This is a genomic window from Faecalibacterium sp. An122, from assembly GCF_002160895.1.
Taxonomy (GTDB): domain Bacteria; phylum Bacillota; class Clostridia; order Oscillospirales; family Ruminococcaceae; genus Faecalibacterium.
This window is the reverse complement of sequence record NZ_NFLL01000022.1, coordinates 1-19,157: the sequence shown is the minus strand read 5'-3', so window position 1 is coordinate 19,157 and position 19,157 is coordinate 1. Positions and strand designations below refer to the sequence as shown.

The following is a 19,157-nucleotide window of genomic DNA, read 5'->3' as shown; positions in this document are numbered from 1 at the left end:
AGCTATGGCAGCGATTTTTGTTCAGGTGGGCGATGTGATCGACTACACCGCCGCCGAAGATCTGTCCTTTGGGGACGTGGTGGATTTGTCCACCCGCATCGGCGTGGCCGGTGCCGCCATCGCAAGGGACGCCGCCGGCCCGGTGCAGGTGACCGGCGTCTACCGGATTCCCAAGGCCACCGGGGCCGTGACGGTGGGCCAGGCCCTCTACTGGGCCAAGTCCGCCAAAAACCTCACCACCACCGCCGACAGCAACACCCCGGCGGGCTGGGCGGTGGCCCCCGCCGAGAGCGAGGACCCCGACGTCCTGGTGAAGATCGGGTAAGGGGGTGAGGGCCGTGAAACAGCTGATTGCAAAGCGCTCCATCCTCTACCAGAACCGGATGTACGCCCCCGGCGAGGCTTTGCCCGCCGCCGACGGCTCGGTGACCATCACCCTGCTGGATGAGGCCGCCGAGGCCGAGACGGTGAAGATCGCCAGCAAGAGCCTCAACCCCGCCGGGGTGACCAATGCCGACATCGTGGGCGGCGTGGACGTGGAGACCGGCGCCGAAACCGGCATCGAGATGGTCCGCCGGATTTATCCCAAGTTCGGCCTGACCGCCGGCATCCTGCTGGCCCCCGGCTGGAGCCAGGACCCGGTGGTCACCGCCGCCCTCCAGGCCAAGACCGAGGGCATCTGCGGAGTGTTCCGGGCCCAGACCTACATCGACATCTCCACCGACAAGGCCAGCGGCGGCGCAGCCGTCTACACCGAGGTCAAGGCCGCCAAGGAAAAGCAGGGGGTTGCCTCTGCCTTTGCAGCGGCCCTCTGGCCCATGGTGGCGGTGGGCAGCAAGATCTATGCCTTCTCGGCCATGCTGGCACCCCTTACCGCCTATGTGGACGCCAGCCATGGAGACGTGCCCTACGACGGCCCCTCCAACAAGGACCTGCGGATCACCGGCACCGTCCTCCACGACGGCACCGAGGTGCTGCTGGACCAGCAGCAGGCCAATGACCTGCTCAACGCCAACGGTGTCATCACCGCCATCAATGCCAACGGCTGGAAGGCCTGGGGCAACAACACCGCCGCCTATCCCTCCACCACCGACCCCAAGGACCGGTTTTTGGCGGTGCGGCGGTTCTTCAACTGGGACGCCAACAACTTCATCCTGACCTATTTCCAGAAGGTGGACAACCCCGCCAACACCCGCCTGATCCGATCCATTGTGGACAGCCAGAACATCAAGGGGAACGGCTATGTGGCCAAGGACTATGTGGCGGGGTACCGGTGCGAGTTCCGTTCGGAGGAAAACCCGGTCACCGACCTGCTGAACGGCCACCTGACCACCCACACCTTCCTGGCGCCCTATGTCCCGGCGGAGTACATCGAGAACATCAACGAATACGACACCGACGCCCTGGAGGCAGCGCTCACTGGAGGTGATGCAGCGTGAACACCAACATCCCCAGCAAAATCCACAGCTATAACCTCTACAACGACGACTGGGGGGGCCGGTTTTTCGGCGTGGGTGATGAATGCACCCTGCCCGACTTCGAGGCCCTGACCGAGACCCTCAGCGGCGCCGGCATCCTGGGAGAGCTGGACGACCCGGCCCCCGGCCACTTCTCCAATATGCAGATGGAGATTCCCTTCCGGGTGCTGGACGAGGAACCGGTCAGCCTGATGGACACCACCAAAGCGGTCAAGCTGACCCTGCGGGGCGCCCAGCAGACCCTGAGCGACGAGGGAGACACCGTGTTCCGCTCCATGCGGGTGGTGGTGCGGGGCAAGTGCGCCACCCTGAAATCCGGCACCGTCAAGGCGGCTACCGCCATGAGTTCCAGCGTCACCCTGAACATCACCTACATCAAGATTGAGGTGAACGACAAAGAGCTGGTGGAGCTGGACAAGCTCAACGGCATTTTCAAGATCAACGGCGTTGACATCCTGCAGAAAGTGAGGGAGATGACCTGATGAACGCACACATTTCTGACCCCAATGTCCTGGACGCTGCGGCCCAGAATCCCCAGAATTTCGAGATCACCCCCGCAGCTGCCCACGACACAGAGGACCAGGAGGACCTGGTCCTCCGCTTCAAGAAGCCCTATTCCTTCGAGGGGGAGACCTACACCGAGGTGGACCTCAGCGGCCTGGAGAACATCTCGGCCGCCGACCTGTGCAAGGTGGGCAAGATGGTCAAAAAGACCGACGGCGTGGACCCCATCGCCGAAATGTCCCTGCCCTACGCCATCTACATGGCGGCCCGGGTCACCGGCAAGCCCCTGGAGTTTTTCCAGCGGCTGCCCGCCCAGGAGGCCATCAAGCTGAAAAACCTTGTGGCGGGTTTTCTCTACGGCGGGGATGGGGAGGAATAACCCCGCCGGAAATCCGCAAAGCCTGCGTGGCCCTGTCCCTGCAGCTCCACAGCGGCATTGACTATTTTCTGGAAATGTCCCTGGAGGACCTGAACGATCTGGCAAAGGTGGTGATGGAGTATGCCAAAAAGCAAGGTCATGGAACTGGCCATCAAAATCGCCGGTAAGGTGGACAAGTCCCTGGGCACCAGCGTCAAAACCTCCTCCAAGCAGCTGAACACCATCATCCAGACCGCCAACCGGCTGTCCAACGTCACCGCCGCCGGCCTGGCTGCCATGGGCACCGGCGCCGCGGCCGCCACCAAGTATCTGTCCGACCTGGGCGGGGCGTGGCAAAAGGCCACCAACCAGGTGGCCACCTCCACCGGTGCGGCGGGCGCCCAGCTGGAAAAGCTCCGCAGCGTCATGGAGACAGTCTACGCCAACAACTTCGGCGCCGACGTCAACGACGTGGCCGAGGCGGTGGCCCTGGTGGACAAAAACATGGCCGGCCTCAGCAAGAACGGCATGGTGCAGGCCGTCCAGGGGGCCATTGCCCTGCGGGACGCCATGGGCTATGACGTGGCCGAATCCACCCGGGCCGCCGAGGCCATCCGCAAAAACTTTGGCGTCTCGGTGGAAAAGGCTTTTGACCTGATCGCCGCCGGCGCCCAGAACGGCCTGGACTTCTCGGGAGAACTGATCGACACTATCAACGAGTACTCGGTCCAGTTCGCCAAACTGGGCCTGTCCGCCGACGATATGTTCCAGATCCTCCAGTCGGGTGCCAGCGGCACCGCCTGGAACCTGGACAAGGTGGGCGACGCGGTGAAAGAGTTCTCGATCCGGGCCATCGACGGCAGCGACACCACCATCAGCGCCTTCCAGGCCCTGGGCTACAGCGCCGATGAAATGATGGCCACCTTCGCCGCCGGCGGCGAAAAGGCAAACCAGGCCTTTTTTGAGGTGCTGGACCGGCTGCTGGCCATGGACGACCAGGTTCAGCGGGATGCCGTGGGCGTCAAACTGTTTGGCACCATGTGGGAGGACCTGGGGGCCGGGGCCCTGCAGGCCATGGCCGACGCCTCCTCGGCGGCCTACAGCACCGGCGAGGCCCTGGAGCAGATCAACCAGGTCCAGTACAACGATCTGGACAGCGCCCTGGAAGGGGTGCGCCGCCACCTGGAGGTGGCCATGCTGCCCGCTGCCGACGCGGTGTATCAATCCCTGATGGAACACATGCCCGAGGTCACCGGCGCCTTGGATGCCATGTCCCCCGTGATCCAGGAGATCGCGGGGGATTTCGGCGAGATGGCCACCGGTGCTTTTGCCCAGGCCCTGCCCCAGCTGGTGGCGGGCCTGCGTGACTTTGTGGCCTGGCTGCCCGGGGCCTACGACGCCGCCCAGCCCTTCCTGTCCTTCCTGTGGCAGCACAAGGGGACGGTGGCCGCCTTTGCGGTGGCCCTGCGCACCGTGGGCCCGGCGGTGAATACCGTCACAAAAGGCATGGCCGCCTATGGAAAGGCAATGGATGCCTTTGGCAAAGCAAAAACATTCCTAGCATTGCTCCAGGCTTCCGGCAAGCTGACCCAGTTTGTCACCATCCTGAAAGCCGCCGGCACAGCCCTGGCGGGGCCCCTGGGGGTCATTCTGGCCATCGGCGCCGCCCTGGTGCTGCTGTACCGGAACTGGGGCCAGGTGGATGCCCTGGTCCAGTCCTTCATCGCCATGGTAAGCGAACGTTTCCCGGCGGCGGGGGCCTTCCTCCAGGCCTTCTGGCAGTCCATCCAGGCCGGGGCAGCCAATGCCCAGGCCATCATCCAGAACCTTTTGGATTTTGTGGGCAACGTCTTTGCCGGCAACTGGTCCGCCGCCTGGCAGAATGTGGTCAACATCTTCGGCAACATTTTCGGGATGCTGGGCAACATCGCCAAGGCCCCCGTCAATGGGGTCATCGCCCTTATCAACAAAGCCATCGAGGGGATCAACGGCCTGTCGGTGGATATCCCCGACTGGGTGCCGGTGGTGGGGGGCAAAACCCTGGGCTTTTCCATTCCCACCATCCCCCAGCTGGCGGCGGGCGGCATCGCCACCCGGCCCACCCTGGCCGAGATCGGCGAGGGCGGGGAACCGGAAGCGGTGATGCCCCTGTCCAAGCTGGCCGAACTTCTGGACCGGCGGCCGAAACCCGGCCCCAACGGCCGGGGCGGCGCTGCCGGAGGCGACAGCATCACCTTTGCCCCGGTGTTCAACTTCTACGGCGGTACCCCCACCCGGGAGGAGGCCCAGGAGGCCGGCCGCATCAGCTTTGCCGAGTTCAAGCGGCTGTATAAGCAGATGAAAGCCGAGGAGCGCCGGAAGAATTTCCGCACCGAGCCGGTCTAAGGAGGGGATTTCATGGAAGCAACCTATACCACCCGGGCGGGAGACGCCTGGGACCTGATCGCCTACCGGGTCTATGGGGATGTGAAGTACACCGGCTGGCTGATGGCGCACAATTTCCCCCTGCTGGATGTGTTTGTGTTTGACGCCGGGACGGTCCTCAACGCCCCGCCCCTGCCGGCAGAACAGGCCGCCTCCAGCCTGCCCGCCTGGAGGACCCGGTGAGGCCTCGGCGGGCGGAGGCCGCCCTGACCTGGAACGGGGCGGCGGTGACCACCGACATGATCGGCTCCAAGGGGGAGGTGACCTACACCGACCCGGCGGACGGCGAGTCGGACACCATTGACATCACCATCAACGACCGGGACGCCCAGTGGGCGGGGGACTGGCTGCCCCAGAAGGGGGACACCCTGACGGCCCAGATTTTGATTTATGACTGGGACGCCGAGGGGGATGACCGCAGCTTTGACTGCGGGTCCTTCACCCTGGACGATTACAACTTTTCGGGCTGGCCCCGGACCGGCACCATCTCAGGGGTGTCGGTGCCGGCGGACACGTCGTTCAAGACCACCAAACGCACCAAGACCTGGGAAAAAGCCACCCTCCAGGCCATCGGGCAGGAAATCACCGCCCGGGCAGGGATTTCCCTGGTGTGGGACGTGGAGGGCGGGGATGTCCCCATCGAGACGGTGGAGCAGACCGAGCAGAACGACTGCGAATTTTACACCCAGTTGTGCGGGACCTACGGCCTCTGCCTCAAGCTCTACGCCCAGAAGCTGGTGGTGTATGACCGGGAGGCCTACAAGGCCAAAGAACCCGCCCACACCATCCGCAAGGAGGATATCCAGACCTGGAACTGGCACACCAAGCTGGAAGGCACCTACACCGGCGGGGAGTACACCTACACCGACCCCACCACCGAGGAGGAGATCAAGGCCACCGTCGGCGGCGGGGACCGCATCCTGAAGGAATCGGGCAAGGCGGACAATGCCGCCGACGCCCAGCGGAAGATCACCGCCCTGGTGAACAAGGCCAACCACGGCGCCACCACCCTGACGGTGACCATCCAGGGCCGGCCGGGGCTGGTGGCCACCCAATGCGTGACGGTGGAGGGGATGGGCGGCGCCATCGACGGCAAGTACTACATCGACAGCGCCGCCAGCCATATCGGCAGCGGCTACACCATGGAGCTGGAGCTGTCCAAAGTGGAAGGAGGCAGCCTGTGAGCGCAGAAATCCGTGTGGGCAAGGTGTCCAGCATCGACTACCCCAGCGGGATGATCCGGGTGACCTATCCCGACATGGACGACGACGTCACCCGGCTGATCCCTCTGTTTTCATCGGAATACGCCATGCCCCCGGTGGGGGCGCTGGTGGCGGTGGTGCATCTGTCCAACGGCGCCGAGGCCGGGGTGGTGCTGGGCCGGCCCTGGTCGGCCAAACTGACGCCTCCGGAAGGCTTCGAGGGCCTCTATCGCAAGGACTTTGACCTGACCCCGGGCCAGTGTTATTTCCGCTACGACGCCGCGGGGCCTGAAAGTCTCTTTCACAATGAGGGAGACAGCGCGGTGGAGATCAAGGGCGACTGCACCGAGCGTATCGAGGGCAGCCAGGACACCCGGATCAAGGGCGACCGCACCGCCGCCATCGATGGCAGCGCAGACACCACCGTCAAGGGGGACTGCTCCAAGACCGTCCAGGGCAGCCAGACCACCGCCATTCGGGGGGACGCAACGATCACCGTCTCGGGGAAGCTGACCCTGCAGGTGGGAGGTTGTACCGTCCAGATCGACGGCAGCCGCGTGTCGGTGACCGCCGCCAGCGAGGTGAGCCTGTCGGGGCCCACCCTCAAACTGGAGGGTACCACGGTGCAGATCAGCGGCGCCACCGTCAACATCACCGGCGGGGCAGGGGATTGCGCCATCACGGGCAAGAGCCTGGTGAACCACACCCACACCTGTGCCGCGCCGGGCAGCCCCACGACGCCGCCGCTTTGATGGGAGGGATGCAGCATGATCGGGACACTGGGTCCCAATCTCATTTTCACGGTGAGCGATGACTACGTTTTGACCTTTAGCGGGATGACCCGGGACGTATCGGGCCGGTGGGCCACCCACGAGACCCCCGGCATCAAGCCCCGGGCCGAGTTTTTGGGCCCCGGGCTGCAAAGCGTCAGCCTGCCCATCACCCTGTCGGCCGGCCTGGGCGTGAAGCCCCGGCGGATGCTGGACCTGGTGGAACAGATGGTGGAGACCGGCGACGCCGAGTATTTAATCCTGGGGTTCCGGCCGGTGGGGAAGAACCGCTTCCGGGTTACCGGCTCCAGCGAGACCTGGGACGTGATCTACAACCGGGGGGAGCTGGCCCGGGCAAAGCTTACCCTTACACTGGAGGAGTACGCCTGATGTACGATTTCAAGCTGGAATACACCTTTTCGGATGACAAGCTGGCCGACATCGACCGGCAGCTGAATCTGCTGCTGACCACCCGGGTGGGCACCATGCCCCTGGACCGGACCTTCGGCCTGTCCATGGACTATCTGGACCGGCCCGCCGCGGTGGCCAAAAGCCTGTATGTGGCCGAGCTGGTGGAAAAGGTGAGCACCTTCCTCCCGGCCATCCGGGTGCGGGAGGTGAAATGGCAGGCCGGCGCCGACGGCCGCGTCCTGGCAAAGGTGGTGATCGACCGTGCCTGACTGGGAAACCGCTCTGGCCAGTACGCCGGACATCTCTTTCATCGACGGCCGGACCATCGAGGACGTGAAAGCTGAGATGGTGGCCGACTATGAGGCCTACATGACCGCCGCCGAGGGCAAACCCTACACCCTGGGCCGGGCCGCGCCCCACCGGATGGAGCTGTACGCTGCCGCGGCCCAGATTTATCAGGCCATGCAGTACATCGACCGGGGCGGCAAGGTGAATCTTTTGAAATACAGCTACGGCGGTTTTCTGGACAACCTGGCCCTCATCAAGGGCCCCACCCGGAACCCTGCCGCCGCAGCTTCCACCACGGTGCGGTTTACCTTGTCGGCCCTGCGGGTGTCGGCGGTATCCATCCCGGCGGGGACACGGGTGTCCATGGATGGCAGCGTCTATTTCGCCACCGACGTCTACACCGAAATCCCTGCCGGCAGCCGGACGGCGGATGTCACCGCCACCTGTACCACCCCCGGCGCCGCCGGCAACGGCTATCAGCCGGGAGAGCTGGCCATCCTGGTGGACCCGGTGCCCTATGTGGCCAGCGTCCAGAACATCACCCCCACCGCCGGGGGCACCGATGCCGAGAACGACGCCGACTTCAAGGAGCGGATCTACCTGGCCCCCGGTGCCTACTCCACCGCCGGCCCCGAGGACGCATACCGCTACCACGCCATGAGTTATTCTTCAGCGGTGGGGGACGTGGAAACCCAGAGCAACCAGGCCGCCGGCACGGTGGACCTGGTTTTCATTCTGGCCGACGGCTCCGACCCGGGCCCCGAGATGATCCAGGGAATGCTGGACCACCTGTCCGCCCGGCTGCGCCGGCCCATGACCGACTTGGTTCATGTATCGGCGCCCCAAAAGGTGGCCTACACCATCGACGTCACCTATTGGATCAACCGCAGCCAGGCCGCTCAGGCGGTGGCCATCCAGCAGGCGGTGAATCAGGCGGTGGAGGATTACAAGACCTGGCAGCGGACCATCGGCCGGGACATCAACCCTTCCAAGCTCCACGAGATGATGATGAAAGCCGGGGCCAAGCGGCTGGAAATCGCCGCCCCGGTCTACACCGCCGTCAGCAAGATCAAGATCGCGGCCCTGGAAGGGGAGGCCGTGGTCCGGTATGGAGGGCTGGAAGATGATTGAGCTGAAAGGCAGCCGGTTCACCCAGATTCTGCCCTATAACCTGTCCAGCCAGACCCAGACCCGGGCCCTGGCCTACGCCATCGGCATCCAGGTGGATAAACTCCTGGTTATGGCCGAACGGATGGTGATCTGGGCCGACCTGGACCGGGTGCCGGAACAGCTGCTGGACTACCTGGCGGCCGAGCTGCGCACCCCGGCCTACAGTGCGGACTACCCGGTAGAGACCAAGCGCACCCTGGTGCGTCAGTCTCTGCTGTTTTATGCCACTATGGGCACTCCTGGGGCGGTGGACCGGCTGATTCAGACTATCTTCGGCAGCGGACAGATTGAAGAATGGTACCAGTACGGGGGCGAGCCCCACCACTTCCGGGCCGCCATCGGGGCGAGCAGAGTCACCATCGGTCCAGCAGAGCTGGACGCCTTCCGCCGGGTGCTGTCCTCGGTCAAGCGGCTGTCCTCCTGGCTGGACAGCATCGCCACCATCACCCCCATGGAGAGCCGTCCCGTCCGGGTGGCTGCGGCTCCCTGCGGCAGCTACGCCAGAACCACCCTGCCGCCGGTGTTTGTGCTGATCCCCACGGTGGTCCAGCTGGCAGCCGCTCCCGGCGGCACCATCACAACAACAACGCTTCCCCGCATCAAGGAGGGACAAGATGCCTGATCTTTACGGTTTTACACCCACCAATGCCGGCCGGGGGCTGATTGCCAGCCTGCTGGCCGGCGAAACCCTCATCATCACCCGGGCCATGGTGGGCAGCGGCAAGCCCGACAGCCTGGCAGCCATGGCGGCCCTCACCGACCTGGTGGCGCCGGTGGCCCAGGCCACCTCCACCACCCCCGTCCGCACTGAGGACGCCATCTCTCTGACGGTGGAGTACCGCTCGGACATGAATGGCGGGCTGCAGGAGGGCTTTGCCATCAACGAATACGGCCTGTTCGCCAAGACGGACGAGAGCGCCGAAACCCTGATTTTCTACGGCTGCCTGGGGGATCACCCCCAGTGGGTCTACCCCTACAGCCCCGGCGTGGCCCCGGACGTCCGGGATTACCCGGTGACCATCCAGATCAGCAGCGAGGTCAACGTCCAGATCAGCTTCCACGCCGATGCCTTCATCACCGCCGAGGAAGCCCAGGCCCTGCTGGAAAGCATGGTCCAGCAAACGGCGGGGGCCGACATCCTGGAGATTACCGTCCCGGCGGATGCCTGGGCGCTGGCGGATGCAGAAGGGGAGGAAGAAACGGATTTTCCCTACTGCGCCGAGGTGGCGTCTGATGCCATTCGGGCCAGCCATTACCCGGTGGTGACCATCCACCCGGAATCCATGGGGGCTGCTTTTGCGGCGGGGCTGTGTCCTGCTGCGCGGGCGGAAGACGGCACTCTCCGGTTCTGGGCAAGAAACCGGCCCCGGCGGGATTTGATGGCCACCGTGCTGCTGCAGCGCCGGTCGGGCGGCGGCGCTGCCGGCGGGGGCGACTACGTCCTGCCGCCCGCCACCCAGACCACCCTGGGCGGCGTGATGGTCGGGGATAACCTGAACATCACCCCGGAGGGCCGGCTCTCGGCCGAAGACCCTATAGACTTTCAGCCGGCCACTGACCAGGAAATGCGGGACATGGTGGCCGGTATCTTTGATGTATAAGACAAGGAGGCAGACACAATGGCACAGTCTAAACCCATCATTACACCCGAAAACCTGCAGGTTGCTCTGGATGAGCTGAAAACACGGGTGGTCCGCCCTGAAGCAGGCAAAGGGCTGTCCACCAATGACCTGACCGATGAACTGAAAGCAAAATACGACCAGGCAGCCCAGAAAGTAGACAGTATCAGCGTCCCCACCAAGGTCAGCCAGCTGGAAAACGACAGCAAGTACCAAACCGAAAGCCAGGTTACCTCTGCCATTAATGCCAAGGTTTCTTCGGTTTATAAGCCTGGCGGCTCCATTGCCTTTGCATCCCTGCCTGAGCTTTCCGCAAGCGTGCTGGGCATGGTCTACAATGTGACCGACGCTTTCACCACCACCACGGACTTTGTGGATGGCTCGGGGAAGAAGTACCCGGCAGGCACCAATGTCGTGGTGGTGGATGCAGGCAGCGGCTCCTATAAGTTCGACGTGCTGGCCGGCTTTGTGGACCTGAGCGGCTATGCCACCACCTCTGCCATGAACAGCGCGATTGCTACGGCAAAGAGTGAGGCCATCAGCTCTGCAAACAGCAGCACCGACGGCAAGCTGGCAGACTACGTCAAGTCGGCCGATCTTGTGCCGGTCACCACCGAGGAAATCCAGGCCATGTTTGACGGCTGGGACGCCTGACCCGACAGTGAGGTGTCCCGATGCTGGATTATATCGATAAGGAGGCCATGGCGTTTGTCGTGGATTTTCTGCGCGGCCTCTGTATGACCAAGAGGGACGGCGAAGCGGTGTACAATGCTCTTTCAGCCCTGGCGGAGGCAGTGGTATTTCCCGCTGCCAGCCTTACCATCCCGTCCTCGGGATGGAAAACAGGCACAGACGGGGCGTTCGCAGTCTACATCGACGTGTCGGCGGCCGGCGTGACAGCGGCCGACAGCGTGACGGTGACCCTTTCGTCCCAGAGCATAGAGGCAGCCCGAGCCTGCGGCCTGTGCCCAATGGTGGAAACCCTGAGCGGAGTGCTGCGATTCCGGGCCATGTCCGCACCCAAAACATCTATGACCGGCCAATACCGCATCCTGCGCGGCCCGGCCAGTAAGGAGGCATGACCATGGGTTATGGTTCAATCAATGTCGGCTATCCGGTAGAAATCAATCAGCCCGGCGGCGTGGCCGGCATCGGCAGCGACGGCAAAATCCCCGCCCAGCTGATCCCCGAAATGGGCGGCGGTTTTGTCCAGATGACCGAGGAGATTCCGGTGGAAAACCGCCAGGCCAATACTTTGTACAGCCTGATCGAAGTGGATTTCGGCACCGGGAAATGAGAAAGGAGGGATAAGATATGGCACAAAAACTTGGCATTGCCGCAGAAGGGACGATTGTGAAGCTGAATGTTTCTGGAAACCCATCAGAATTTAAGATCGTTCATCATGGGGCACCTGCCGGTGCATCTGGCTATGTAGGGTTTGATAATGCTACTGTTCTCTTTCGTCAAGCTACAAGCGAAGAATATGACTGGGATGGAGATAGCTACCGCAATGGATATGAAGGTGGTGATATGTTTAAATATACAGTCAACACATTTCCTGGGCAGCTTGATCCTGATATTCAGGCGGTTCTTCGAGATATTCAGGTTCCAGGTGTAAGTGGAACACATAAAGCTTTCAATCCGTCTGTTAATGAGTTAAACCGTTCTGACCTGAGCTCTAGCGACGATGATTATGTCAGCGAAGACGGCTTTGTTTTTGAATATTTTGTCTTCGCTCAGCCTGAAGAAAGACGAGCCTGGTTTGGTCAAAACACATCGAACGGATGGTGGACAAGGTCCAAGAACAGCCACTATAACGCACGGGCTGCAAATGTCAACAAAAACGGGACTTTTTCTGGAGAGACTTCTACCGGTGGGACCTACGGTTGTGTCGAGGCTATTGTATTGCCTGACACATTGTACGTCCTTGATGATGGAACGCTTACAACGAATATTCCCCCCACCGCTCCCGGCTCCATTGAGGTGACCAACGTGGTCAGCGGAGGCAGCGCCACCATCACCCTGACGGCTGCCACCGACCCGGACGGCACGGTGAAAAGCTACATCTATGAGCGGCAGGTGGACGGCGGCCAGTGGCAGCAGGTGGCCCAGGCCAACAGCCTGACCCAGACCGACACCATCGGCGAAGAATGGGGCACCGTGGCCTACCGAGCCGCAGCCGTGGACAACCTGGGGCTGCAGGGGCCGTATATCACCAGCAATACCGAAACGGTAAACGTTGGCTGGGTGACCATCGGCGGCCCGGCTGAATCCATGGGCAGCAAACCGACTCCTTTTGATTTTGTATTTTCGGTGTCTGTTACAGGAGAGCCGGATGCCGATGCCATCACGGTTTCTGCCGCCCTGGACGGGGAGCAGGTTTACAGCGGTACCCTCAGCGCCGGGGAGCAGGTCACAATCCCCATCAAAACCCATCTGTTGGGGGCCGGCACCCACACCGTCGAGGTGCAGGCCAGCAAGGATGACTATCTGCCGGCATCCAAGCGGTATACCTTTACCGTCCCGGCGGTGGTTCTGCCGGACGGCGGCGTGGGTGCACTGGCCCAGGGCCCCGATGGCCGGGCTGTTTACCACACCACCCTGGCCCAGCGGTGCATCGGCCGGGACGGCGTGGACATCCAGGCCCAGATGGACGCCCTGGCTGCCCGGGTCAAGACTTTGGAGGGGTGACATCCATGTATATTCTGAGCAAAGAAAAATCCGAGGCGGGCCAGTACCAGAAGATTCAGTCCTGGCCCGGCCTGACGGCTCCGGATGGCTTCTACTGGTGGCCGGACAGCCTGGATCGTAGCACCTTTGACCAGTACGCGGGCTTTGTGACCCTGGAAGTGGCCCGCGGTACGGTGGTGAGCTGTACGCCCAACCAGCCGGCCTTTGAGGCCTGGCAGGCGGCGCAGCTGGCCGCCCGGAAGCTGGAGCGGATCGCGGAGAGCAAGGCCCAGCTGGCCGACTACCTGCTGACCCACCCCATGCAGTGGACCGATGGCCAGTATTACGCCATCACCGCCGAAAAACAGCAGCAGCTCACCGGCAAAATCATGAGCGCCACCCTGGCGGCCCAGACCAGCACCCCGTACAGTCTGACCTGGAACGCCACCGGCCAGGAGTGCCAGTCCTGGACCCTGGAGAACCTGACGGCCCTGGCCTTCGCCATCGATGCCCGGGTCACGGGCCTGGTGAGCTACCAGCAGGCCCAGGAGGTGGCCATGCAGGCCGCCGCCACGCTGGAGGATCTGGAGGCCATCCCGGTGGACTATGATTCGGTCCCCCTGCCGGGAGGTGAGACGGCGTGAAGGCAATCGCAAAAGAAGCAGCCCTCGCAGTGTGCGGGGGCTGTCTGTATGTGGTGCTGGAACTGCTGTGGCGGGGCCGCAGCCACTGGACCATGGCCCTCCTGGGTGGGGTCTGCTTTGTCCTGATCGGCCTCTTGAACGAGGGCATCCCCTGGGAGATGCCCCTGGTGCTCCAGGGGGTGATCGGCTCGGCCTGCATCGTCACGCCGCTGGAATTCGTCACCGGCTGCGTGGTGAACCTGTGGCTGGGCTGGGGCGTCTGGGATTATTCGGACCTGCCCTGCAGCCTGCTGGGTCAGATCTGCCTGCCGTTCAGTTTGTTCTGGGTTTTGGTGGCCATGGCGGCTGCCGTCCTGGATGACTGGCTGCGGTGGCGCTGGTTTGGCGAGGAAAAACCGCATTATACACTGATCCGATGGGGGAAAGGGAAATGACCATGAAAGACATCATCGACGTGAGCCGGTACCAGGGGACGATCGACTGGGACAAGTTGGCCGGGAAGATCGGCGGCGCCATGCTGAAAACAGTGAGCACCAACAAGAGTTTCGGCGGCATCTACATCGACCCCATGTTTGAATCGAACTACGCCGCCTGTAAGCGGCTGGGCATCCCGGTGGGTGTGTACTACTACACCTATGCCCAGGACGCCGCCACCGTCCAGGCCGAGCTGGACAAGCTCCATGAGGCCCTGACCGGCAAAAGCTTGGAGCTGCCGGTGGCGGTGGACGTGGAGGACAACAAGCTGAAGCCGCTTTCCGCCGACGCCCTCACCGACCTGGTGATCGCCGCGGCGGACGCCATCGAGAGCTGGGGCCTGTACGCCATGGTGTACACTTACACCTACTACGCCAACACCGAGCTGGATATGGACCGCCTGTCGGCCTACGATCTGTGGATTGCGGATTACCGGGCCAACCGCCCCACCCGCAAGCATGGGATGTGGCAGTACACCAGCACCGGCCGGCTGGACGGCGTCGCCGGCAATGTGGACATCTCCCACGCCTATAAGGACTATCCGGCCATCATCGCCCGGGCGGGCCTGACCTGTCTGCGGGGGTGATGCCGGTGGAAAGCATCATCGCGGCCGCCGTGTCCGGTGCAGTGACCCTGATCGGCGTCCTGATCGCCAACAGCAAGAGCCAGGCTGTCACCGACACCAAGCTGGAGGAGCTGACCCGGGAGGTCCGGGAGCACAACAACTTCGCCCAGCGTGTACCGGTGCTGGAAGAAAAAATGAAGGTCGCCGACCATCGGATCGGCGACCTGGAAAATAAACTGGAAAACCTCACCTGAAGAAAGGAGCACACCATGAACGAAATTTCCATTGGCACCATCGCCCGCACCGCCTGTCTGGCCCTGGCTCTGACCAATCAGCTGCTGTCGGCCGCCGGCAAGCCGATGCTTCCTATCGAGGACAGCCAGCTGGAACAGCTATTGACCTCTGGCCTCACCGTGGCCGCGTCCCTCGCCGCCTGGTGGAAGAACAACAGCTTTACTCCGGCGGCCATCAAGGCGGACGCCGATCTGAAGACCTACCGCAGCGCCGACAAGTAAACATCCCGCGCCCGGCGGCGCCATCCTCCCGCAGTACGAACATCCTTTCCCCGTCTCTGCATCCAGCAGGGGCGGGGAGCTTTTGTTTTGAAGGGATGAAAAAAGCCCCCGATGGGCCAGGGGTGGGGCTTGGCGGGCGAGGGCTGATTAACAAGGATTATCGGGAAAAAGCAAGATTAAGTGAAAATATTTTGATTGGCTAATTCTACACATCGCTCAATGTAGGAAGACATATTGCTGTGACGGCATAGCTTTAATTTGTTTAGAAGTTCTTGAATTTGAGGTAGATCTGCATCACCATGGTTTGTTGGAAAAATTTCGACATAATCCTTCTTTTTAATTATTTCTATATGAGCTTCTTTCATGGTTTGTTCCAAATTGGGAGAGTTATATATAGGAACTATATAGGGATATAACCAGTGATCTTTAAACATTGAACGATCAATAAAAGATTTCTTCTGTTCCTCTGTACAGTCATCTGTATCCATAATAATATAAAGATTGAAATCTACGAGAATCTTTTTACGAATTTCAACTCTTGGAAAAGCTGCTTTAAAAGAACTGAGCGTTTTAAATCTTTTATCTTGTAATATATTCATTAGTCCAGTTATTTGAATACTAGACCGACCCTTATTATTAGAAATGATCTCTTGAGGTAAGCGTAAATTAGACTTTATATTATTGCATATAACATATTCGGATTTCCCATGAACGATGGTGATAATTCGCTGATAGGAAGGATTAGGCATTTTCATTCCCTCCCGTTAGAGCGTTCTTTTTTGAACTTTTAACCTTGTCCATCGTATCAGCTACTAGCTCGGTAAAATCAATATATGCAATTTCAGGGATGCCTTGATATATACCGTTTAAATAGCGATGCCGTATGCTGTTATTTTTATGAGTTCGTAAAGTATATTCACTTACACAGGATATTTGTTTATGTCCTAAAATGTCGGACCGCAAAATATATACATTTTCTGGTTTGAGAGAATCCAAAAGCAGTGTATTGTGTGTTGTAGCAATAAATTGTCCCTCATCAGTTTCATCTAGTGCGTCCTGTAGTATATTCACAATATCCTGCATAAGCAAATCATGAATTCCGGTATCCACTTCATCAACGAGAACAGTAGTGTTTAATGTGCATGTGAAAAGCAGAGGAATTAAATCCAATATTTTTTGTGTCCCTGTCGATTCGAGTGAAATGGGAACCGAGCATTCTTTACCTGCACAGACTTTATTGAAGAACAATTCATACTGATAGCCGTTATCTGTTTTCTGAAATTTATAATATACCTTTTTAATGTCAGAATAAAGCTGCGTGAAACAGGTGTTCAACAGTTCCTCAACTGCTAGAAGTTCAGGATCCTTTGTCGAATTAATAACTCCAGAATCCAGCTGCCTGAGAAAGCGGAATGGAATAGCCAGCTTGTAGTTGTCACTCTCAGTACTTTTATAAAGAATACTGCAGTTTTTTAAGGATTTTAAAACAGATTCAAGATTCGGAGAGATGCGATCAGATACATATTTATGGTTTTTTGAATCAAACTCACCAAAGAGAATAGCCATAAAAGTATGCTTTCCCCAAAACTTTTCAATATTTTCCAGAAGTTCACGACGGTATTTGGTATTAGAGAAAGCGGAAGGACTTAATATTGTGCATTCCGAGTTGATAAGAAATATATCGCCGGCTCTCTCGTTTACAGTATAGTAGAGGCGCTCCTCTATCACTGAATTTTTATTAAACTTGCAATAATAAAAACCATCCTTTTTATCGTGATAAAATCCAATTTTGATTTCCATTGGATCAGTTCCATCAATGGTCCAGTATTTGCTTATAAGATCTTCAAGAGAATAATATCTAGTATGAATGAATTTGGAGATAAACTCTTCTTTCATTTTTGGATCATTTAAAAGATCGAACTGAGATAAATCAAGGTTAGGCATAGAAAGCTGGTTTTTCACAGTTTCAAAGGACTGATTGATAAAAAAGAGGGAACCGCAGAGATTGGATTTGCCAGATCCATTTTCACCATAAAGAAAAGCCAATTTTTTAGGTATGCCATGGGGTCCTCGTAGATCAAATGTGATATTTGAAAAAGATTTAAAGTTATGAAGTTCAATATAAGAAATCATCGCATTGCCTCCTTTTGGTATATTATATACCCAAAAATGTTATAAGTAAACATTGTCAAGAGAAAAATTAAAACAATATTACACAAAATTAGTACAAGAAATTGGAATATAGTAATAAAAATGCCTGAATTGCATATTTGTTGCGTGAGCAGAAATGTGTTGCTTATAGATGAAAAGCAGATAATGGGGTTAATTGAAAAGATTGTAATATGCAAAAGCCCCCGCGCTGCCGTTTCAGCAGCGCGGGGGCTTTTTCATTTCGGAACTGTGTTATAAAACGTGTTACAGGCTGCGCTTGACAGACCATATTTCGCGTAAACACGTTCCTTTTAATGGTGGAGGCGATGGGAGTCGAACCCATGTCCGAAAGGAGTTCAGCGTGAGTATCTCCGGGTGCAGGCGATCAACGACATTCCCTCCGCGTCACGCCGGTCGCCAGGCTAACGCTTCAGTAGCTTCATGAGTTCATGACGGTCCGCAAAGCTTAGGTCCGTTCACGTGCTGTGTCTAAAGGACGCCCCGGCCCCACACGACACAAGAGTGGGCGGAACGCGCAGCACTCAGGCTGCGAGCAACTGATACTTGTTGTTGTCAGTTATTGTTTTGGAGGATTTTAGAGCAGGTCCCCCGCTGCTACCCGCTGCCCAGGCCTCGCTCCCCCCGTCGAAACCTTTACGCCCCCATGATACGCGCCCGAAAGCGCGGGGAAGGTGAATGCGGAGGGGCATTTCTGCCCGGTAAAAGTGATGCGAAGAATCGGAAACCGGCTGGTTTCCGGCCATGGGCCCGGAGGGCCCGGCGGACTCAGTACAGGCGGCCGTTGGACTTGAGGGCCCGGTCGATGGAACGCTTGGCGTCCCGTTGGGCGGCGTCGGCCCGCTTGTCGTAGAGTTTTTTGCCCTTGCACAGGCCCAGTTCCAGCTTGACCCGGCCGTGCTTGAAGTACAGCGACAGGGGAATCAGGGTGTAGCCCTGCAGCTTGCACTGCTGGCCCAGACGGCGAATCTCGCTCTTGTGGGCCAGGAGCCGCCGTTCACGGCGGGGATCGGCGTTGAAGATGTTGCCGTGGTCGTAGGGCGTGATGTGCATGCCCTTGACGATCAGTTCGCCGCCGTCAATGTCCACCCAGCTGTCTTTCAGGTTGACGCCGCCGGCACGCAGGCTCTTGACCTCGGTGCCTTTCAGCTCGATGCCGGTTTCCAGCGCTTCCATCACAAAGTATTCGTGGCGCGCTTCCCGGTTGGTGGCGATGGTTTTGGTGGCCGGTTTTTCCTTGGCGGGCATCCAGCGCGCCTCCTTTCTCGATGAAATGGGAAACCGCCCCCGGCTGGGGCGTGTAAATTATTGTACCACAATTACGCAAAAGTGCAAGTTCCTTTTTCGAGAAAAAGGAACCAAAGGCAGCGGCGGCGACCGCGTCCAGTGGACGAAACAGGGAGCCGCCGCTGGCGCAGCGCTCCGGTTTTTGCAAGCGCCCTCCGCGGCGCGCCGCAAAAATCGGCTAAGCGCAAGAGGTTTCACCTGGTACCACTGACTGCTGTAATCTTCACCAGGTCCTGCCGGCGGTAAGGTTTCAGCCTCTTTATCAGGCTCCCGGGCTGCGCCCCGGTGAGTCCGAGGCAGCTTTGGCCCGGCGCGTCCAGTGAATGAAGTAGAAGCAACCCGCAGGAGAAGGGGAAGTTAAATACTTCGAGCCCCATGGGGGTGAGCCCGCAGGGCTGGGGGTTCCGCTATTGGGTGGTTGGGTGGGTTTAGATCGTAAATAGGGTAGAGCGCAGCGGTTTCAAAGTCTGCGCCCTACAGCAGCTAAAGGCTCACCGAACCGCCAGCCCGCTGAGGCGGGCATGTGGTCTCAATCGGAGCGGCGGGCAAAAGCCGTTAAGAAAAACACCCGTGCCGCCGTTTGAGGCCTTGAAAGTTTAAACGGGTCAG

The 19,157-nt window shown here is 59.4% G+C and carries 25 protein-coding genes and 1 other RNA gene; 22 read left to right on the top strand and 4 right to left on the bottom strand.

Features of this window, described 5'->3' with window-relative positions:
- The first annotated feature begins 4 nt into the window (after positions 1 to 4).
- The 22 genes from B5E67_RS11610 (at position 5) to B5E67_RS11505 (ending at position 15,092) form a co-directional block, all read left to right on the top strand.
- Positions 5 to 325 (top strand): DUF2190 family protein, encoded by a 321-nt coding sequence (locus tag B5E67_RS11610; RefSeq protein WP_087385431.1) that lies wholly within the window; start codon positions 5 to 7, stop codon positions 323 to 325.
- A 13-nt stretch (positions 326 to 338) separates the two neighbouring features.
- Complete coding sequence (locus B5E67_RS11605; protein WP_087385430.1) at positions 339 to 1,439, top strand: hypothetical protein; 1,101 nt, start codon at positions 339 to 341, stop codon at positions 1,437 to 1,439.
- Complete coding sequence (locus B5E67_RS11600) at positions 1,436 to 1,960, top strand: phage major tail tube protein (protein ID WP_087385429.1); 525 nt, start codon at positions 1,436 to 1,438, stop codon at positions 1,958 to 1,960. Before B5E67_RS11605 ends, B5E67_RS11600 begins: the two co-directional genes overlap by 4 nt.
- On the top strand, positions 1,960 to 2,361 hold the full coding sequence (locus tag B5E67_RS11595) for a phage tail assembly protein (RefSeq protein ID WP_087385428.1): 402 nt from the start codon (positions 1,960 to 1,962) through the stop codon (positions 2,359 to 2,361). The genes B5E67_RS11600 and B5E67_RS11595 overlap by 1 nt, the downstream gene beginning before the upstream one ends.
- Positions 2,362 to 2,481: 120 nt before the next feature.
- A complete protein-coding gene (locus B5E67_RS11590; protein ID WP_087385427.1) occupies positions 2,482 to 4,725 on the top strand; it encodes a phage tail tape measure protein in 2,244 nt (747 codons plus the stop codon).
- 12 nt (positions 4,726 to 4,737) lie between these two features.
- Positions 4,738 to 4,947 (top strand): tail protein X, encoded by a 210-nt coding sequence (locus B5E67_RS11585; protein WP_087385426.1) that lies wholly within the window; start codon positions 4,738 to 4,740, stop codon positions 4,945 to 4,947.
- Positions 4,944 to 5,948 carry a hypothetical protein gene (locus tag B5E67_RS11580; RefSeq protein WP_087385425.1) on the top strand — a complete coding sequence of 335 codons (1,005 nt, stop codon included), beginning with the start codon at positions 4,944 to 4,946 and terminating at the stop codon, positions 5,946 to 5,948. The genes B5E67_RS11585 and B5E67_RS11580 overlap by 4 nt, the downstream gene beginning before the upstream one ends.
- Positions 5,945 to 6,718: a hypothetical protein gene (locus B5E67_RS11575; RefSeq protein WP_087385424.1), complete on the top strand. Its 774-nt coding sequence runs from the start codon at positions 5,945 to 5,947 to the stop codon at positions 6,716 to 6,718. Before B5E67_RS11580 ends, B5E67_RS11575 begins: the two co-directional genes overlap by 4 nt.
- 15 nt (positions 6,719 to 6,733) lie before the next feature.
- Positions 6,734 to 7,126, top strand: coding sequence for a phage tail protein (locus tag B5E67_RS11570; RefSeq protein WP_087385423.1), 393 nt, complete (start codon positions 6,734 to 6,736; stop codon positions 7,124 to 7,126).
- Positions 7,126 to 7,416 (top strand): hypothetical protein, encoded by a 291-nt coding sequence (locus B5E67_RS11565; protein WP_087248986.1) that lies wholly within the window; start codon positions 7,126 to 7,128, stop codon positions 7,414 to 7,416. The genes B5E67_RS11570 and B5E67_RS11565 overlap by 1 nt, the downstream gene beginning before the upstream one ends.
- A complete protein-coding gene (locus tag B5E67_RS11560) occupies positions 7,409 to 8,566 on the top strand; it encodes a baseplate J/gp47 family protein (RefSeq protein ID WP_087385422.1) in 1,158 nt (385 codons plus the stop codon). The genes B5E67_RS11565 and B5E67_RS11560 overlap by 8 nt, the downstream gene beginning before the upstream one ends.
- Complete coding sequence (locus tag B5E67_RS11555) at positions 8,559 to 9,227, top strand: phage tail protein I (protein ID WP_158098890.1); 669 nt, start codon at positions 8,559 to 8,561, stop codon at positions 9,225 to 9,227. Before B5E67_RS11560 ends, B5E67_RS11555 begins: the two co-directional genes overlap by 8 nt.
- A complete protein-coding gene (locus B5E67_RS11550; RefSeq protein ID WP_087385420.1) occupies positions 9,220 to 10,206 on the top strand; it encodes a hypothetical protein in 987 nt (328 codons plus the stop codon). The genes B5E67_RS11555 and B5E67_RS11550 overlap by 8 nt, the downstream gene beginning before the upstream one ends.
- 18 nt (positions 10,207 to 10,224) lie before the next feature.
- Entirely contained in the window at positions 10,225 to 10,878 is a 654-nt protein-coding gene (locus tag B5E67_RS11545) for a hypothetical protein (protein WP_087385419.1), read from the top strand.
- A 20-nt stretch (positions 10,879 to 10,898) separates the two neighbouring features.
- Positions 10,899 to 11,306: a hypothetical protein gene (locus B5E67_RS11540; RefSeq protein ID WP_087248996.1), complete on the top strand. Its 408-nt coding sequence runs from the start codon at positions 10,899 to 10,901 to the stop codon at positions 11,304 to 11,306.
- 2 nt (positions 11,307 to 11,308) lie between these two features.
- Positions 11,309 to 11,521 (top strand): hypothetical protein, encoded by a 213-nt coding sequence (locus B5E67_RS11535; RefSeq protein WP_087385418.1) that lies wholly within the window; start codon positions 11,309 to 11,311, stop codon positions 11,519 to 11,521.
- Between the two features lie 608 nt (positions 11,522 to 12,129).
- Positions 12,130 to 12,915, top strand: a complete 786-nt coding sequence (locus B5E67_RS11530; RefSeq protein ID WP_143405422.1) for a fibronectin type III domain-containing protein — start codon at positions 12,130 to 12,132, stop codon at positions 12,913 to 12,915.
- Between the two features lie 5 nt (positions 12,916 to 12,920).
- Positions 12,921 to 13,538 carry a hypothetical protein gene (locus B5E67_RS11525; protein WP_087385416.1) on the top strand — a complete coding sequence of 206 codons (618 nt, stop codon included), beginning with the start codon at positions 12,921 to 12,923 and terminating at the stop codon, positions 13,536 to 13,538.
- Positions 13,535 to 13,972, top strand: a complete 438-nt coding sequence (locus B5E67_RS11520) for a hypothetical protein (protein ID WP_343286523.1) — start codon at positions 13,535 to 13,537, stop codon at positions 13,970 to 13,972. The genes B5E67_RS11525 and B5E67_RS11520 overlap by 4 nt, the downstream gene beginning before the upstream one ends.
- Positions 13,969 to 14,598, top strand: a complete 630-nt coding sequence (locus B5E67_RS11515) for a GH25 family lysozyme (protein WP_158098889.1) — start codon at positions 13,969 to 13,971, stop codon at positions 14,596 to 14,598. The genes B5E67_RS11520 and B5E67_RS11515 overlap by 4 nt, the downstream gene beginning before the upstream one ends.
- The gene (locus tag B5E67_RS11510) at positions 14,598 to 14,831 is read left to right on the top strand and encodes a hypothetical protein (protein ID WP_087385414.1); all 234 of its coding nucleotides are present in this window, start codon (positions 14,598 to 14,600) and stop codon (positions 14,829 to 14,831) included. Before B5E67_RS11515 ends, B5E67_RS11510 begins: the two co-directional genes overlap by 1 nt.
- A 15-nt stretch (positions 14,832 to 14,846) precedes the next feature.
- A complete protein-coding gene (locus tag B5E67_RS11505) occupies positions 14,847 to 15,092 on the top strand; it encodes a phage holin (RefSeq protein WP_087385413.1) in 246 nt (81 codons plus the stop codon).
- Positions 15,093 to 15,268: 176 nt separating this feature from the next.
- On the opposite strand, the gene B5E67_RS11500 is transcribed toward B5E67_RS11505, so the two are convergent.
- From B5E67_RS11500 to smpB, 4 genes are all read right to left on the bottom strand, one after another.
- Positions 15,269 to 15,841 carry a hypothetical protein gene (locus tag B5E67_RS11500; RefSeq protein ID WP_087385412.1) on the bottom strand — a complete coding sequence of 191 codons (573 nt, stop codon included), beginning with the start codon at positions 15,839 to 15,841 and terminating at the stop codon, positions 15,269 to 15,271.
- Positions 15,834 to 17,225 (bottom strand): ATP-binding protein, encoded by a 1,392-nt coding sequence (locus B5E67_RS11495; RefSeq protein ID WP_087385411.1) that lies wholly within the window; start codon positions 17,223 to 17,225, stop codon positions 15,834 to 15,836. The genes B5E67_RS11500 and B5E67_RS11495 overlap by 8 nt, the downstream gene beginning before the upstream one ends.
- A gap of 333 nt (positions 17,226 to 17,558) precedes the next feature.
- Positions 17,559 to 17,907: a transfer-messenger RNA gene (ssrA, locus tag B5E67_RS11490) on the bottom strand.
- Between the two features lie 122 nt (positions 17,908 to 18,029).
- Positions 18,030 to 18,509 (bottom strand): SsrA-binding protein SmpB, encoded by a 480-nt coding sequence (gene smpB / locus B5E67_RS11485; protein ID WP_087249431.1) that lies wholly within the window; start codon positions 18,507 to 18,509, stop codon positions 18,030 to 18,032.
- Between the last annotated feature and the right edge of the window lie 648 nt (positions 18,510 to 19,157).